Genomic DNA, 16,477 nt, shown 5'->3' with positions numbered 1-16,477 from the left:
AGTGTCTTTCTCCCGTTACGCCCGGTGTATTCGCCGGCCGCCACTTCAGGCCCGCTCAGGGTGAAGAGCGGCGCGACAACAACTCAATGTCGGCTGTACCATTGCGAACAGACCTACCGGTCGCCCCAAGAAACGGCAGCTTGGCGCCAGAAGGTGCCACCGACGGCAGTGCCTCCGATCCAACTTTTCCGTCTATACGAGCGATCCCAGGGTGAGGTCCCCCTGCCCCAGGTCACCGGTGACATTGGTCACCGTCACCAGCACCGTGTCGAAGACCGCATCGCCGGTGGTATCGATGGCAATCACGGCGTCCAGGTCGGTCCCGGCCTGCTGCACCTCGACCCGCCCGGCACGCTCGGCGTCGGCGATGCCCAGGCCGTCGAGCAGGCTGTCCAGATCGATGCTGTCGCTGCCGCCGGCAATGAAGCCGTCGATGATATCTCCGGCCTCCAGAATATCGGTGTAGACGAAGACATCTGCGTCCGCCCCGCCTTCCAGCGTGTCGGCACCGAGCCCGCCGACAAGCGTGTCACTGCCACTGCCGCCGACCAGGATATCGTCACCTTCGCCGCCGCTGATGAAGTCGTTGCCCGCCAGGCCGTCCAGACGATTGTCGCCGAGGGTTCCCACCAGAGAATCATCACCGCTGCTCGCGGACATGGCGGCGAATTCCGCACCCGTCCAGACCGTGCCGTCGGCGAACTCGATGGTCTCGACGCCGTACTTCGTGCCGGCGAACTGGTTGGTGAGCAGGACGGATCCGCTCTGGCCGGCAAAGGAAACTTGGAGGTCCTGCACGTTGACCTCCCCCTTGGCCAACACGACGTCGGTCGTAGCGATATCGGCGCCGAACAGCAGCTTATCGCCGAGGTGACGCGAATAGCCGGTCGAGCTGCTGTATTCGTAGATCGTGTCGTTGCCGTCACCCAGGTTGTAAACGTAGGTGTCGGCGTGCCAATTGCCGTCCAGATAGTCGTCCCCAGCACCGCCGTTGAGAACATCCGCCCCCTGCCAGCCGTAGAGCGTGTCGTTGCCGTCGCCGCCGTCGATGGTGTCATTCAAGCGGACGCCGAAGATGCGGTCGTCGCCGGAGGTCATTGCCTGGGCATAGCCCAGGTGCGCCAGGTCGGAGGGCGTCCAGACCGTGCCGTCGGCAAACTCGATGGTCTCGAGGCCGTAGTTCGTGCCCGCGAACTGCTCGTCCAGGAAGATCGAGCCCGCATAGCCCTGGAAGGAGATCGTCACGTCGTCCCAGTCACCGTTGTCGCGGGTGACGATGATGTCCGCCGGATCGATCCCCGGCCCCAGCACCAGCTTGTCGCCGAGGTGACGCGAGTAGCCGGTCGAGCTGCTGTATTCGTAGATCGTGTCGTTGCCGTCACCCAGGTTGTAGACGTAGGTGTCGGCGTGCCAATTGCCGTCCAGGTAGTCATCCCCGGCACCGCCGGTAAGAACATCCGCCCCCTGCCAGCCGTAGAGCGTGTCATTGCCGTCGCCGCCGTCGATGGTGTCATTCAAGCGGACGCCGAAGATGCGGTCGTCGCCCGAAGTCATCGCCTGGGCATAGCCCAGGTGCGCCAGGTCGGAGGGCGTCCAGACCGTGCCGTCGGCAAACTCGATGGTCTCGAGGCCGTAGTTCGTGCCGGCGAACTGCTCGTCGAGGAAGATCGAGCCCGCATAGCCCTGGAAGGAGATCGTCACATCGTCCCAGTCACCGTTGTCGCGGGTGACGATGATGTCCGCCGGATCGATCCCCGGCCCCAGCACCAGCTTGTCGCCGAGGTGACGCGAGTAGCCGGTCGAGCTGCTGTATTCGTAGATCGTGTCGTTGCCGTCACCCAGGTTGTAGACGTAGGTGTCGGCGTGCCAATTGCCGTCCAGGTAGTCATCCCCGGCACCGCCGGTGAGAACATCCGCCCCCTGCCAGCCGTAGAGCGTGTCATTGCCGTCGCCGCCGTCGATGGTGTCATTCAAGCGGATGCCGAAGATGCGGTCGTCGCCGGAGGTCATCGCCTGGGCATAGCCCAGGTGCGCCAGGTCGGAGGACGTCCAGACCGTGCCGTCGGCAAACTCGATGGTCTCGAGGCCGTAGTTCGTGCCGGCGAACTGCTCGTCCAGGAAGATCGAGCCCGCATAGCCCTGGAAGGAGATCGTCACATCGTCCCAGTCACCGTTGTCGCGGGTGACAATGATGTCCGCCGGATCGATCCCCGGCCCCAGCACCAGCTTGTCGCCGAGGTGACGCGAGTAGCTGGTCGAGCTGCTGTAGTCGTGGACGATATCATTGCCGTCACCCAGGTTGTAAACGTAGGTGTCGCCGCCTCGGCTGCCCGACAAATAATCGTTCCCGGCGCCACCGATAAGCGTATCGGCGCCGTAGACCGACTTGATCGTATCGTCGCCCTCGGCGCCTGCGAACAGCTCTGCGTTGTCGCTGCCGATGATGCTGTCGTCGCCGGCGAGCGCGGAAAGCGTCTGCGCAACGATGTCGTTGTAGGTCAGCGTCGTACCATCGGACCATTGCACCTGAGCCAGCTGCCCGGCGTGGTAGAAGTCTTCGACCAGAATCTGCCCCCCTGCGGTGATGGTCACCAGCAGGTCATCTCCACTCTGGCCGAAGGTGACATCGCCGACGGCGATGCCCGAGCCGAAGTCCAACAGATCGAGGTCCTCGATCCCGCGTCCCTCGGCATTGCGGATAACATCATTGCCGTCACCGAGGTCGTAGGAGTAGATGTCGCTGCTGCCGCCCGCGGCAAGCGTGTCGTTGCCGGCGCCGCCTACCACGAACTCGGCATCCGCGCCGCCCGCCAGGCTGTCATCGTTTGCGCTGCCGAAGATCGGTGTCAGGCCGCCGCCCGGGATCACGTTGATCTGCAAGTTCTGGCTGACGGACTCGCCGGCGAGGTCGGTCGCCTCCACGACCAGGTTCAGGATACCGACGTCGGAGGCGCCGGGCGTGCCGATAAACTGGCTGCCATCGAACTGCAGCCAGGCCGGCAGCGGCGAGCCGTCCGCCAGTGTCGCCGTCACAGTCAGCACGTCCCCCGCGTCTACGTCCTCGAAAGCCGCCGCGGGGACCACCAGGCCGAAGGGGTCGCCCGTGGACACCTCCTGCGTCTCCGGCAGAGCCTCGCCGACCGTGGGGCTGTCGTTGACGTTGGCGACGGTCAGGCTGAACTGGGTGGTAACCGACTGGCCGAAGTCGTCGGTCGCCGTAACCTCGATGTCGAGCACGCCGACGTCGTCGTTGAGGGGCGTGCCGGTGAAGTTCAAGCCGTCGAACAGAAGCCAGGCCGGCAGAGGCAGGCCTGAGGCGAGTTGCGCCGTGTAGGTCAGCTGGTTTCTGACGTTGGCATCGGCGAAGGCATCGGCCGGGACGGCAAAATCCAGGGTGGTGTCTTCGTCGACCACGAGATCGGCTATCCCCTGGTCAATCACCGGTGCGACGTTGGTCAGCTCATCGAAGATATCCAGCGTGTCGATGCTGGACCCGTCAGCGAAGTGGATGCTGTCGATGCCGGTTTCGTCACCGGCGAACTGCTGCTGCAGCGTGACCGTACCGCCACCGGCCAACGAGACCAGGAGTTCACTCTGGTCGACGCCGAACTGGTAGGTAACATCGCCCTGCGTGATCCCGGCGCCGAAGACCAGGCGGTCGTCGCCAGACTCGCCCGCGACCTCCACCACCACGTCGGCGCCGTCGCCAAGGTCGTAGAGGAAATCATCACTGCCGCCGCCGCCCAGCAGGGTATCGTCGCCCCCGCGGCCGGCCAGGGTGTCATCGCCGAGATAACCGTCCAGGCGATTGCCCGTGGCGTCTCCATAGAGCGCGTTGTTGCCCAGCGATCCAATAAGGTTCTCGATCTCGACCAACTGCTCGACGGTACCGCCTGTGGTCGTCAGGCTGTCGCTCACCAGGTCGGCGACAAAGTCGCTGCTCGACTCGCGGTAATCGGCGGTATCGATACCGGCACCGCCGATGAAAGTGTCGACGCCGCCGCCGCCGCTGAAGGTATCGTCGCCGGCGCCACCGACCAGTGAGTCATCGCCGTCGAGCCCCGACAGGAAGTTCGCCCCGGCGTCACCCAGCACCGTGTCGTTGCCAGCGCCGGCGATCACGTTCTCGATACCGACGAAGGTCTCGGTCCCGTTGACGTCGCCCGCCACCATGTCGATCAGCAGGGCGGAGGTGCTGGTGTGATAGTCGATAGTATCGATTCCGTCACCGCCATCGAAGGTGTCGACGCCGTTGTCGCCGCGCAGGGTGTCGTCTCCGTCACCCCCGAAGAGCTGGTCATCGCCGTTGCCGCCGAAGAGCGCATCATTGCCCTCGCCACCTTCCACGGTGTCGTTGTCGTGACTGCCTGTCAGGTAGTCATTGCCGGCTCCGCCGACGACAGAGTCGTTGCCGCTGCCCGCGTTGACCGTGTCGTTTCCGGCCCCTGCATCGATGGTGTCGTTACCGTCGTCGCCCAGGATCGTGTCATCGCCGGCACCGCCGAAGACGGAGTCGTTGCCGCTGCCCGCGGCGACCGTGTCGTTCCCATCCCCCGCATCGATGGTGTCGTTGCCATTGCCAGCCAGGATCGTGTCATTGCCGGCGCCGCCGCTGATCACATCGGACGAGGTGAAGCCCTCAAGCAGGTCATCGTTCTCCGTGGAAGCCTGGGCCAGCCAGCCCGCGCGCAGATCCGCCCGGGTCCAGACCGTACCGTCGTCGAACTGGATCTCGTCGATACCGCGGCTGTAGTACTCATTGAGATTGTTCCGCAGCTCGATCGATCCGCCGTCGCCGGCCCCCGGCGTCGATTCCGCGATCAACAGGGTTATGTGGTTGCCGCTGCGCGCAAAGGAAACATCCGCCGGGCCGATGCCCTGCAGCACCAGCGTATCCGCCGTACCGCCGGGGGCAGAGGAGAAGCGGTCCTCCTCCTCCACGATGATGTCGTTGCCGTCGCCGCGGGCGTAGATATAGATATCGTTATGGTAGCCGCCGACCAGGCTGTCGTTGCCAAGCCCGCCGGTGATGGTGTCGTGGCCGTTGGCGCCGTTAACCGTGTCGTTGCCGCCACCGGCATCGATGACATCGCTGGTGTTGTAGCCGGCGATGGCATCGTCGCCTTCCGTTGAAACCGCCTGCAGCAGTGGCAGGCGCAGGTCCGCGCGGGTCCAGACCGTGCCGTCATCGAAAAGAATCTCGTCGATGCCGCGGTTGTAGTACTCGTCGAGATTGTTTCTCAGCTCGACAGAGCCGCCGTCACCGGCGCCCGGCGTAGACTCCGCGATGACCAGGGTGACGTGGTTGCCGCTTCGGACCAGGGAGACATCCACCGGATCGACGCCCTGGAGATAGAGCTTGTCGGCCGTGCCGCCAGGTGCCGACGACCAGCGGTTTTCCTCCTCCACGATAACATCGTCGCCATCGCCACGCGTGTAGTAGTAGCTGTCGTTGTGATACCCGCCGATCAGGCTGTCGTTGCCGAGACCACCTGTAATACTGTCGTTGCCACTGCCGCCGTTCAAGGTATCGTTGCCGGCGAAACCGTCGATCACATTCGTCGTATTGAAACCCTGGATCAGGTCGTCGCCGGCCGTCCCCTGGGTCAGCAGCGCGGTAGCATCCGAGACGGACCAGATGGTCCCGTCGTCGAATTGGAAGCTCTCCACCCGCTTGTAGCCGTCGTTGAACTCGTTGTTGATGCGCAGGCTGTCGCCGGTTGCCGTAACCGTGAAGGTCAGGGCCACACCGTCGCTCGACAGCGTCAGGTCCTCCGGCGCGATGTTCGGCCCGAAGAGCACGCGGTCCTCGGAGCCGGCGAAGATGCTGACCTCCGCATCATTGACCACGTCCTGGCCGTAGCCGACGTCGAAGACATAGGTATCGCTGCCGTCGCCCCCGGCCAGGGTGTCATTGCCGGCGCCGCCGTCCAGGGTGTCGTTGGAGTAGAACCCCTGCAGGTTGTCATCGCCGTCGGTTCCCTGCAGCAGGATGAGTTGGATATCCCAGGCGTTCCAGACCGTGCCGTCGGCAAAGGCCAGGGACTCGATCTCCTGCATGCGGCTGCCGAGATTGTTCCAGCTGAACTGACCCTGGATGGTGAGCTGGTCGCCGGAGCCCGCGAGATCGATGATCAGGCTGCTGCCGGCCCGTGAGAGAATGACGTCTTCCGGCGCGATATCATCGCTGAAGACGACCTGGTCGCCTTGGTCGGAAAAGATCGAGGTGGCGTTGTCATAGATGATATCGCTGCCGGAACCCGTGCCGAAGATGTAGATATCGCCGCCGTTGCCACCCTCGAGATAGTCGTTGCCGGCCCCGCCATCCATGATGTCGGTGCCGGAGAAGCCGACCAGGGTGTCGTCGCCGCTGGTCGCGCCACTGTTCAGCAGCTGGTTCTGGATGTCCGAGCGGGTCCAGACCGTGCCGTCATTGAAGTGGATCTCCTCCACCTCATTGTAGCGGCTGCCGAGGTTGCTGGTGGCGAACTGGCCGAGAACGGTCAGGGTCTCTCCCGTCGCGGTCAGGGTGATGACCAGGTCATTGAGGCTACCGCCGGCCCTGGCGAGAGAGATGTCGGCCGGCGCGATGCCGGCACCCAGTTGAATGACATCGACGTCATTGGCGAAGATACTGGTCTGTTGATCCTGAATGGTGTCGTTGCCGTAACCGGCGGCGAAGACGTAGGTGTCGCCGCCGTCGCTCCCCTTCAGCAGGTCGTCGCCGGCCCCGCCGTCCAGAACGTCGTTGCCGAAAAAGCCGGTCAGGGTGTCATTGCCGGCCGTACCCTGCAACAGGAGCTGTTGGATCTCCGCGCGCGCCCAGACGGTGCCGTCGTCAAAGTGGATCTCTTCCACCTCGTTGGGCCGGTTGCCCAGGTTGTCGGCGCCGAACTGGCCAAGGACCGTCAAGGTGTCGCCAGTCGCGGTCAGCGTCAGGACGAGGTCATTGCCGCTGCGCGCCAGGGCCACGTCCGCCGTGGTGATGCCGGCGCCGAGCTGGATGACATCGGTATCGCTGGCAAAGATACTGACCACCTGGTCCTGAATGGTGTCGTTGCCGTAGCCGACATCGAAGACATAGGTATCTGCGCCGTCGGCGCCCTTCAACAGGTCGTCTCCAAGGCCACCGTCCAGGACGTCGTTGCTGAAGAAGCCCTCGAGCGTGTCATTGCCGTCCGTACTCTCCAGCAGGTGTTCTTGGATGTCGCTACGGCCCCAGACGGTGCCGTCGCCGAAGACCAGGGACTCCACCTCGTCGAAGCGGTTGCCCAGGTTATCGGCACCGAACTGGCCCTGGAGGGTCAGGCTGTCACCCGTGGCGTCAATCGTGACAATGAGGTCGCTGCCGTCGCGCGAGAAGGTCAGGTCGGCCAAAGTGAGGCCGTCCTGGAAGATGACCTGGTCGTCGTCGCCGCTCAGAATATTGGTCATCTTCTCCCAGATCACGTCCTGACCGTAGCCGAGGCCGAAGATGTAGATGTCGCTCTCGTTGCCGCCGGAGAGGAAGTCGTTGCCGGCGCCACCGTCCAGCGTGTCCTCGTAGGAGAAGCCCCAGATGGTGTCGTCGCCCGCCGTCTTGGCATCGGCCACCATCTTTTCCATGATCTCGTACCACTGGTAGGTGAAGCCGTTGTCGAAGACGACTTCTTCGATGCGGTCCAGCCACTGCTTGCCGAAAGGCCCGGTATAGGTCGCCGCGAACTGCCCCTGGATGGTCAGGATGTCGTCGGTGCCGTTCACCAGGATGTCCAGGTTGCTGGAGTTTCCATCGCGCGAGAAGGTGACGCCGGCCTCGGTGATGCCGTCCTTGAAAACGACCTTGTCTTCATTTCCGGAGAGAATGTTCGGGCCGTTCTCGAAGACCCGGTCATGGCCGTAGCCGGCACCAAAGATGTAGGTGTCGCTCTCCTCGGCGCCGATCAGGTAGTCGTCGCCGGCCCCGCCGTCCAGGGTATCCTCGTAGGCAAAGCCCCAGATGGTGTCGTCGCCCGCCGTCTTGGCGTCGGCCACCATCTTCACCATGATGTCCTGCCAGCTGTAGTAGCTGCCGTCTTCGAAGGTCAGAAGCTCGATGCGGTCCAGCCACTGCTTGCCCAGCGGCCCGGTGTAGGCGGCGGAGAACTGGCCGACCAGGGTCAGGGCGTCGCCGGCGTCGCCGACGGCAATCTCCAGCGTGCTGGAGCCGCCATCGCGCGAGAAAACGAGATCCTCCTTCTCGATCCCCTCGCCGAACATCACGACGTCGGTGTGCTCGATCAGAACGTTGTCGTTGTTGTCCTCGATGCGGTCGTGGCCGTAGCCCAGCTTGAAGACGTAGAGGTCGCTTTCCACGCCGCCGATCAGGGTGTCGTCGCCGGCGCCGCCGTCCAGCACGTCGATCTCCGGCGTTCCCAGCAGCAGATCGCTGGTCGCCTGCGGGTCGGCGACGGCCCAGGCCATGTCGACGATGTCCCAGACCACCCCGTCGGCAAAGGCGATTTCGGTGACGCCGGTGTCGTCGGAGGCGTCGCCGCCGAAGAGGCCCGGCTCACGCCCCTCGAACTGCCGCACGATGCGCAGGGTGTCGCCGGTGGCGGTCACCGTCAGGATGAGGTCCAGTCCATCCCGGTGCGCCTCGATCTCGGTCGAGCCGATGTCGGCGAAGCGCAGCAGGTCCGGCCCACGGTTGGCGACGGGCCCCTCGACATCGTCGATGACGTCGTTGCCGAAATTCTTCCCGACCACGTAGACGTCGCTGTCCTGGCCGCCGCGCAGGGTTTGGTCTCCGGTGGAGAGATAGAAGATGTCGCGCCCGGCGGTGCCGTTGACCACGGCGTCGGCGGTGGTGTCGTGGATGATGGAATCCGTCGGCACGCCGAGGATTTCCGCCGCCTCCAGGATGCCGGCGGCCAGCCCGGTGCTCTCGTAGGCCGCGACCACGTTGGCGAAGACGAAGCTCTCGCTCATGGCGCCGTTGCCGTGCTGCTTGAAGTCGGCATAGACGACGTTGAGGATCTCGCGCCAGTCCGACAGGTAGTCGAGGGCGCCCTGGGCGTCGCCCGGCGCGGCGGCGAAGATCGCCTCGTAAAGCGGGATCAGCTCGCGCACCGTCGCCGCTTCGAAGACGTCCGTCTCGGCGTTATAGGGAACGCCCTGGAAGAAGGAAGACAGCCCGGTCTGCGCGGCCAGGCGCACGGCTACCGCCTCGCCCCAGAAGTCGTAGCGCGCCACCACTTCCTGCAGGAACTCGGCCTGCTGCGCGACGTTCTGCACGTAGACCAGATCGCCCAGGCCGTCGACGGTGACGACCAGGTTGTTGAGGTCGCTGAGCTCCGCGCCGCCGGTTTTGATGGCGTAGCCGGCCTTTTCCGTATCGACCACGTCGCTGCCGGTGATGCTGCCGGCGTTGGCCGCCAGATAGAGGTCGACGAAATCCTGCAGAACGGCGTCGGTGGGACCGGCCGGCGTCGACTGGCCGAGGCTGATCGCCTCCGCCACCGCCAGGGCCGAGGCCCAGTAGCCGCCGTTCGGGTCGTCGACGTAGACCGCGTAGTCGACGGCGATGCCGTTGGTGTAGAAGACCGCGAAGGAGTCCACCACGGCCGCCGCCTCCGGCGTCGCGAAGGATTCGACGCGCCATGCTTCGTCCGCGGCAAGCGTCTGGGCCAGGATGTCATCCAGGGTCGGCCGGGCGATGGGATCGCCAAGGCCGTCCAGCACCGCGGTGCCGCTGGCCAGCGTCCAGTAGCTGCCCTGGGCGTCTTCCACATAGATGCCGTAGTCCAGCACCGTGGCCTTGCCGTCGCCGTCGACCGCCACCTTGTAAGGTGCCTCCGGCCGGTCGGTGAGGGCGCCGTCGCGCGCCGGCGACCACATCTGCTCCAGCCGCCAGGCCTGATCCGTTCCCGGAGTCTGCGCCAGCAGGTCCTCCAGGCTCGGCCGGGCGATGGGGTCGCCCAGGCCGTCCAGCACCGGATTGCCGCTGGCCAGCGTCCAGTAACCGCCCTGGGCGTCTTCCACGTAGACGCCATAGTCGACCCACTGGGCGCCGCCGGCATCGGTCTGCACCAGCACCGGCGCCAGCTCCTGGGAGTTCTCGTTGGCGGCATTCCAGGCCAGCAGCAGCGGCTCGGCCGCCGCGACCAGGGCATCGAGGTCGACCACGTTCAGATTGGCGCTCACCTGGTTCAGGGTCTGGGCCAGGGAGAGGTCGTTGGAGACCGCCACCTGCAGGTCGGTCAAGAGACCGTAGCCCTTCAGGTCCGGCACCGCGGCGGCCCAGTCCGCCACGCCGCTATCGCCCTGGTACTGGGTGTCGAATTGGCTGGCGTCCAGCAGCACGTCATAGACGTTGCCCTGCGTCCCGTCGCCGAAGGTAAAGGTGGACTCCGCATGCAGGATGTTCCCGCTCGGCGTATCGGTATTGGTGACCGTCGAATTGAGATCGATGGAGACGATGTCGAGGTCGGCCAGGGTGAAGAGCTCGTCGGCGCTGCTGAGGCCGTCCTGGTTCAGGTCGCGCCAAACCAGCAGGTCGCCGAAGGCCGTATCCAGGGCGTCGATGACGCCGTCGCCATTGCTGTCCAGGTCGGAGAGCTCGGAGAAGCCGGAAACGCCCGGCGCCCCGAACAGCTCTGAGATATCGTCAATGCTACCGTTGCCGTCCCTGTCCATCGCCAGGAAGCCGTCGTCGGAGCGCAGCCAGGCGGTGTGCTCGGCGAACTCGTCGCCGTCCAGGTCAAAAAAGGTGTCGGAGGTCTTGAGCCCGGTGAATTCCAGCCCGTCGCCGTCCAGATCCAGCGCCAGGGGATCGTTCGCATCAATGATCCCCGCCGCCTTAAGCTGCGCATCGATGATTTCACCGAGAGGCGACGACTTCAGCGCCGGCCGTTCGTCGAGGATCTGATAAAAGGCAAACTCGATGCGCGCGAGATAGATGCCGAGCGTGTTCTCCGCCGCCCCCGGCCCGCCGGTGTAGTCGGCGACGTACATCTGCTTGCCAAAAGCGTCGATGACCAACTCGCCTGCAGTATTGAGGCCGTAGCGGACGAAAGGAAGGAAACTCTGATGGGCCCAGACAGATTCCTCACCGCCGTAAGCGATGCCGCCCGTCAGCGTGAAGCCGAAAAAGCTAAGGCGATCCTGCGCCTCCGCATCGGCGATCAAGACATCCGGGGCCCAGACGAAAGTATCTGCGCCCTCATCGCCATATACTTCCGCCGCAAAGGTCCAGACAAATATCCAGTCGTCGCCGGCGCCGCCATGAACGATGGCACCGTCGCCACCGAGCGACCAGATCGTATCGTTACCTGCGCCACCGTCGATCTCCAGACGCGTATCTTCGTCTATGTAGACCGGCGCATAAGCAAACAGAATGTCATCGCCGTCACCGCCATCGGCACGTCCGTAGCCTCCTTGGCCAATCAGATCATCACCGCCACCGCCACTTATGTGCTTCTCGCCTGCCGTGAGATCGAAAAAGAGATCGCCGTAGGCAGAACCGACGATTTCAGTATCAAAATTCTCAAGCTCAATTGTACCGCCCGTACCATCCTTTGCCTTGATCGATCCAAGTCCAATTGCACTTATGTTGACTTCCATCGCCTTGGTGGCGCTGGATACATCAATCGTGTCATGTGGGAAGATGTTTTGGCCACCACCTGCATCGATTATGAGATTCACGTCATCTGCGATTACACCGGTTATAACTAACGTATCTTTCGCAGCAGTTCCGACAACGCGCTCGACTTCATAAACCTGATCGGTACCACCCATTCCATCCTGCACCGCTAGCGAAGGAACAGGTGACGTGCCGTCGAATGTTATCGCAATTCCCTCTGTATGTTCGGAATAGTCGACTACATCGACTCCGTCTCCACCATGCAGAAAATCATCACCACCCCCCGATACCAGGGTGTCATCCCCCGCGCCGCCCAAAAGAACATCATGCTGACCGACTTCCGCATGCCCGATCAGAATGTCGTTGCCCAAGCCGCCAAAAATTGTGCTGTTTCCCAACCCAGCATCCAGGGTGTCATCACCCCCGGCGCCATTTATGAAGTCGTCTCCTTCAGAAGCCACGAAAGCATCGTTGGCGTCGGTCCCGAAGAGCAAGGCGTCACCCTGCAGTCCAGACAAATCTACGACGCTTTCTTGCGAATTCTCACCGAAGGCAGCGGTGGCCAGGATTTCGTACTCAAGCGGAGGGTTCCAGTAGCTTAGGAATGTGGCGAGTTGTTCGGAGGAAATCTCCTGATTGCTCGCGATATCCCAAAGGAGGTCGCGATAGCCTTCAAAGAAGTCACCGCCGACCATTTCATCAAGTGAATCGAAAGGCTGAAGAACTGCCTCACTTGTATCTAGAATAAAGGCGTTTGCCGTCGGGTCATACAGTCCATGCGCTCCGGACAAGGCGTCATCAGCATACTGCGCTGCAAACTGCGAAGAAACTTGAACTGTCAGCTTGATCAGCGCCTCACCAATTCCCTCAACCGGTTGGTACTGATAAGAGTCGGCTATCAGCGTGAGGTCTGCGAGCAAGAATCCCAGCAAGCTTCCTTCCAGGACATGCTCTTGTCCGATGTATTCATTTACAATTTCGCGGAAGTAGTCGTTGGCGTTCGGAAGCGTTACGCTGCTATGAAGATCATCGTCGATCAGTAATCGGACAAGGTCCTCACCTGTCTTCGATTGAAGGTCTTGGATTAGAAATGTGCCCCCTTCCGACTCACGACCTGCGGCAACAATGAATCGCATAAACAACATGCCGTGGAAGGAAATGGGGGTGAACTCTAAGTCCAAGTAACCCTGACCTAGATCAATCTCCTCCAGCGTACCGATCTGTGATCCGAACCACCCTGCTATATCATGTTCGATACGGTAGGCATTGACGTTGCTAGGGTCGCCGACCCCGGCTGGAATTACAAAAGTCTCGTCCGGCTGCAGCAATGGCGCCTGACTGATGAGAAAATTCCAGCCGGCTTGCGAGTACACCTGACCATTGAGAACGTAGTAAGTCTGATCTTCCGCTGTATCTCCTACCGCGCCCGCTGCGGATTGTGCGTTGAAGGTATAGGCATCGTAGCCGTAGCGAGCGGCCATCAAGCCAGCGTACGCGCCTCCTTGAGAGTGGCCTACAAACGTGAACTTTACATTCGGTACGCCATCGCCATCCGGATCGTAACCGCCGAATTTCTCGATTGCCGCCTCTGTATAGAAATACGCCTTCGCATAACCTGCCTGAACAGTGCCGAGTGCTAGTGGTATGCTGTCGATTTTTTCAGAAAGATCGCCTGTTTCCCATCCATCGAATGCGATTACAACCTCCAGAGTCCCACTTTCACCGCTCTTCGTATAAACAGCTATGCCAGGATTCGTGGCGAAGTAGTCCGCATATTGTGGAATAACGCCTGCCTCTGCATCCGTCCATATGTCAGTTGCATCTGTCCAGATGGACGTATCGATGCTTATTTCGCTATCTCGCTCGTAAACGTGAGCGGCCAGGTTCGCATATTGCAACAGTTCATCTGTGCTTATGCTGGCGGTCATACTGGCTACCCCCCTTCGGTCAGGATTTATTCAATCGTATGAAATGCGAGATACGATCTGTCTAAGCTGTAAACGGCCTTCGTCTCTGCGCTATAGAAGAGCTGGTAATTCTTGGCGTCGGGCCAAATGATCAGACTGTCGCCGATCAGTATCCTCTGACCGTCGTCCTGATCTGGCTGGGAAAACCGCTCATAGTAAATAATGATCCCAGACTGATCGGGTCGCTCGACTAGGGTGTCGCCGCGCTGCTCGAGCGGATGAATGCGGTTCACGGTTGTCTGGGCCGATATCTGGTTCCGATCAGTGAGGTGTTTCCGACGTGGATCTAGATTTCCTTCCAAGGCGTACTTCACGAATATTGTCTGCATCTGGAAGTGACGCAGGATAAGTCCCTGCAGGTCAGGCTCCAGGAAGCCGGAGCGGGTGACCTCGCCTAGGGCCACATTCAATTCGGGGAAACTTCGCCAATCAGCCTCCGGAACGACAACCAAGTATTGCCCAACATAGTTGTTGTCCGAGGGCCTGCGGTTGGCCGAGCGCAGGCCACCGAAGAACGCGTTGGTCCATGACCCAAATTCCTCAGCTGCAACAGTCGGCGCAAGATTGGGGTTGTTCTCCAACTCGGCGCTGCGGAAATGTACACGCGCACCCGGGCGCTCCAAGGAATCGAACGAATGATAGGCATCCAACTCCTGTGGATTGTCCGCATCACCGGTCCAAAGAATCATGGGTACGAAATCGTCCGGCAGATCAGGAAACGCGCGCCACTCCCACCCGTCAGCCGGTTCTCGAACAGCGAAGTCTTCACATAGCTTGGGAACGACGACAATCACGCCAGAGCCGTCGGGCAAGCGATGGGTCATAGCCTCGTTGGCCATGTACCATCGCTTTTGGAAATATTGTTCTATGCGATGCGCAAAATAGGGCTTGCATTCGATCACTCGCGCAATCGCAACTGGTTCCCCCGCCACCTCCAGGTTGACCGTGAACCTGAAGTAGCGAGGGCCATCGTGAAACAGCGAGCGCAACGCCCAGGATCCCTTGCCTCCATCAATCCCTGTGCCTGCGCTCGACCACCAGACAAGTCCCATGAACACCAACACACCGCCGGCAATAATACCGATGCTCCCAAACACGGCGATCAGCGCCCACTTGACGGCTTTTTTCATTGCTTTTTCAGGACCTCATCGGCCGAAAGGCACCTTGTCGCAAGTGACCAGCACCCATTCCGCTATAGAAATTGTGATGACCCACGAAAACACGCATATGCCGACTAAGAATCATCACAGGAGCTCGACTTCGATCGGTCTTCGCCCTCTATCACCACACCCTTCCTCACCTGTACCTCGCGCCCCTCGAACACCTCCGCCTTGACCTTCTCGACCAGCGTCTGCGCCTGGGCCGCGGGGGCGACGACGTCGATGATCCAGACGCGCTCGCCGCACTTCCAGTCCTGCGGGCGCAGGCGGAAGTCGGGCTGCTGCAGGCGCTCCTCGGTTTCCTCATCGACCAGGGCCCAGGAGACGAAGCCGGCGGGGGTGCCCTTGTGCTGCACCAGGCGGTACTGCTGCAGGGCGATGGGCGGGATCAGCCGCCATTCCAGGTCGCTGATCAGCAGGTGGCGGTGCTGCGGCGACTGCATGAAGATCGAGACTGCCTGGCCAAAGACCTGGGAAGCCCGCGCGAAGGCCGCGCGCAGCAACTGGTCGGGCGACCGCTTGCCGCCGTCGGGCGCGGCGCCGGCCGGGGTGTTCCTGCTCTTAGCCGTCACGCGATCATTCGGCGCGGCCGCGCCTTGACTGCCTGTCATGTCAACGCCTCTCCCCCTGCCGGCGGGTCTGGCAGCGCACAGTGCCGCGGCGGCATCTCACAACCTGCCGCTGCGATCCCGGCAGCCTTTGAGAAAAATGCCACAAACCTGCAGTTGCCGCCTTCCGCCCATCCAGTTCCTGCGCTTCAACGTAGCGGCCCAGGGCTTCAGAAATGCTTAGCGTTGCCGGGAGACCTGCAGACAATCGGCCGGCAACCGGCACAACTAGCTCATATATTGCGGCTTCTTTGGGGCACGGCAGAATCCACCTCAGCCATGACGGCATTCCGATAATGTCCTCGGAGAGGAAGTCGGAAAGGTATCTCCCCATCACCGGCAACTACCCCTCCCCATTCCGGAACCGGAGGCGCCTCGCAGCATCAATCTAAGGTAGCAGTGTCCGGAATGCAGCGCTAGCCGAAATATCGTTTCGGTTGCAGAGAGCAGGGTGCTGTCGCGATTGCAGGCGCGACGCGACTTGGTGACGCCGGTCAGCGACACAAGGGGCCGGTGCTACACGGGCATCGGCATCCGGCCGACCCCAACGACCACTCTGCCAGGCCGGGAGCGCGACCGTCATGTCGCGCCTATATGATCGAGGCGGCCCAGTTCGGATTCATCCAACCAAGTACCCCTGCCAAATGGCGGCTAGGGGTGAAAAACTGGCCTTTACATGGCACCTATCGAAGTCGGTCAGGAGCGCCAGAGGCGACATTTGCTGTAGTCTGGCCCCTTCTCACCCCGAGGAACCAAATCCAATCTCTGAAGGTGGGCACTGGAGCCTCGCGGCCGATAAGAGGCGGGAGGGCTGAACGCCGTCGCAAGGCTGCCGGGCCGCGAGCAGCGGGCCCTTCAGGGCCGGGAAGGAAATGGTGCGCCGGGTGGCGATGCCACCCTCCTCAGGAACCAGATGCTCGGTACCGTTCCTGGCTTCTCTGCTGGTTGACCGGACCAAACGGCCTCTCTTTGGCCTGATCTGGCCGAACGACGGCTGCGCCTCGATCGCCTCTGCCGCAATGGCGCCGGTTGCCTTTCTTCCCCTGCCGCCCCCACCCCACGCGACAGATCGCTTGGGGACCCCGAGGGTGCCGGCATTCCTCGCGCAGCAAGAAAGCTCTCCCGCCTGCCATCCTCCGC

General features: G+C 62.2%; 4 protein-coding genes and 1 pseudogene. 1 reads left to right on the top strand and 4 read right to left on the bottom strand.

Going from position 1 to position 16,477, the window contains the following annotated elements; translation table 11 throughout:
* Nucleotides 1-192: 192 nt before the first annotated feature.
* The gene (locus tag H7X47_RS26225) at nt 193-11,001 is read right to left on the bottom strand and encodes a calcium-binding protein (RefSeq protein ID WP_264373117.1); all 10,809 of its coding nucleotides are present in this window, start codon (nt 10,999-11,001) and stop codon (nt 193-195) included.
* 48 nt (nt 11,002-11,049) lie between these two features.
* On the opposite strand from H7X47_RS26225, the gene H7X47_RS25955 reads away from it, so the two are divergent.
* The gene (locus H7X47_RS25955) at nt 11,050-11,694 is read left to right on the top strand and encodes a hypothetical protein (RefSeq protein WP_227010770.1); all 645 of its coding nucleotides are present in this window, start codon (nt 11,050-11,052) and stop codon (nt 11,692-11,694) included.
* Between the two features lie 186 nt (nt 11,695-11,880).
* Here H7X47_RS25955 and H7X47_RS26630 read toward each other — a convergent pair.
* The 3 genes and pseudogenes from H7X47_RS26630 to H7X47_RS23205 all read right to left on the bottom strand — a co-directional run.
* Nucleotides 11,881-13,530: pseudogene (locus H7X47_RS26630) on the bottom strand (Tle-like phospholipase domain-containing protein); the annotation flags it as partial.
* 26 nt (nt 13,531-13,556) lie between these two features.
* On the bottom strand, nt 13,557-14,699 hold the full coding sequence (locus H7X47_RS23210) for a hypothetical protein (protein ID WP_193371164.1): 1,143 nt from the start codon (nt 14,697-14,699) through the stop codon (nt 13,557-13,559).
* Nucleotides 14,700-14,803: 104 nt separating this feature from the next.
* Nucleotides 14,804-15,340: a toxin-activating lysine-acyltransferase gene (locus H7X47_RS23205; protein WP_193371163.1), complete on the bottom strand. Its 537-nt coding sequence runs from the start codon at nt 15,338-15,340 to the stop codon at nt 14,804-14,806.
* Nucleotides 15,341-16,477: the final 1,137 nt, after the last annotated feature.

It is taken from the genome of Pelagibius marinus (assembly GCF_014925385.1).
In the GTDB taxonomy this organism is placed as follows: domain Bacteria; phylum Pseudomonadota; class Alphaproteobacteria; order Kiloniellales; family Kiloniellaceae; genus Pelagibius; species Pelagibius marinus.
Note: the sequence above shows the minus strand (reverse complement) of the source record. Positions and strands in the feature narration are given on the sequence as shown.

Coding starts and splice junctions, on each gene's coding strand:
- H7X47_RS25955 (WP_227010770.1), top strand. CDS start 11,050: ATGGGCCCAGACAGATTCCTCACCGCCGTAAGCGATGCCGCCCGTCAG.
- H7X47_RS23210 (WP_193371164.1), bottom strand. CDS start 14,699: ATGAAAAAAGCCGTCAAGTGGGCGCTGATCGCCGTGTTTGGGAGCATC.
- H7X47_RS23205 (WP_193371163.1), bottom strand. CDS start 15,340: ATGACAGGCAGTCAAGGCGCGGCCGCGCCGAATGATCGCGTGACGGCT.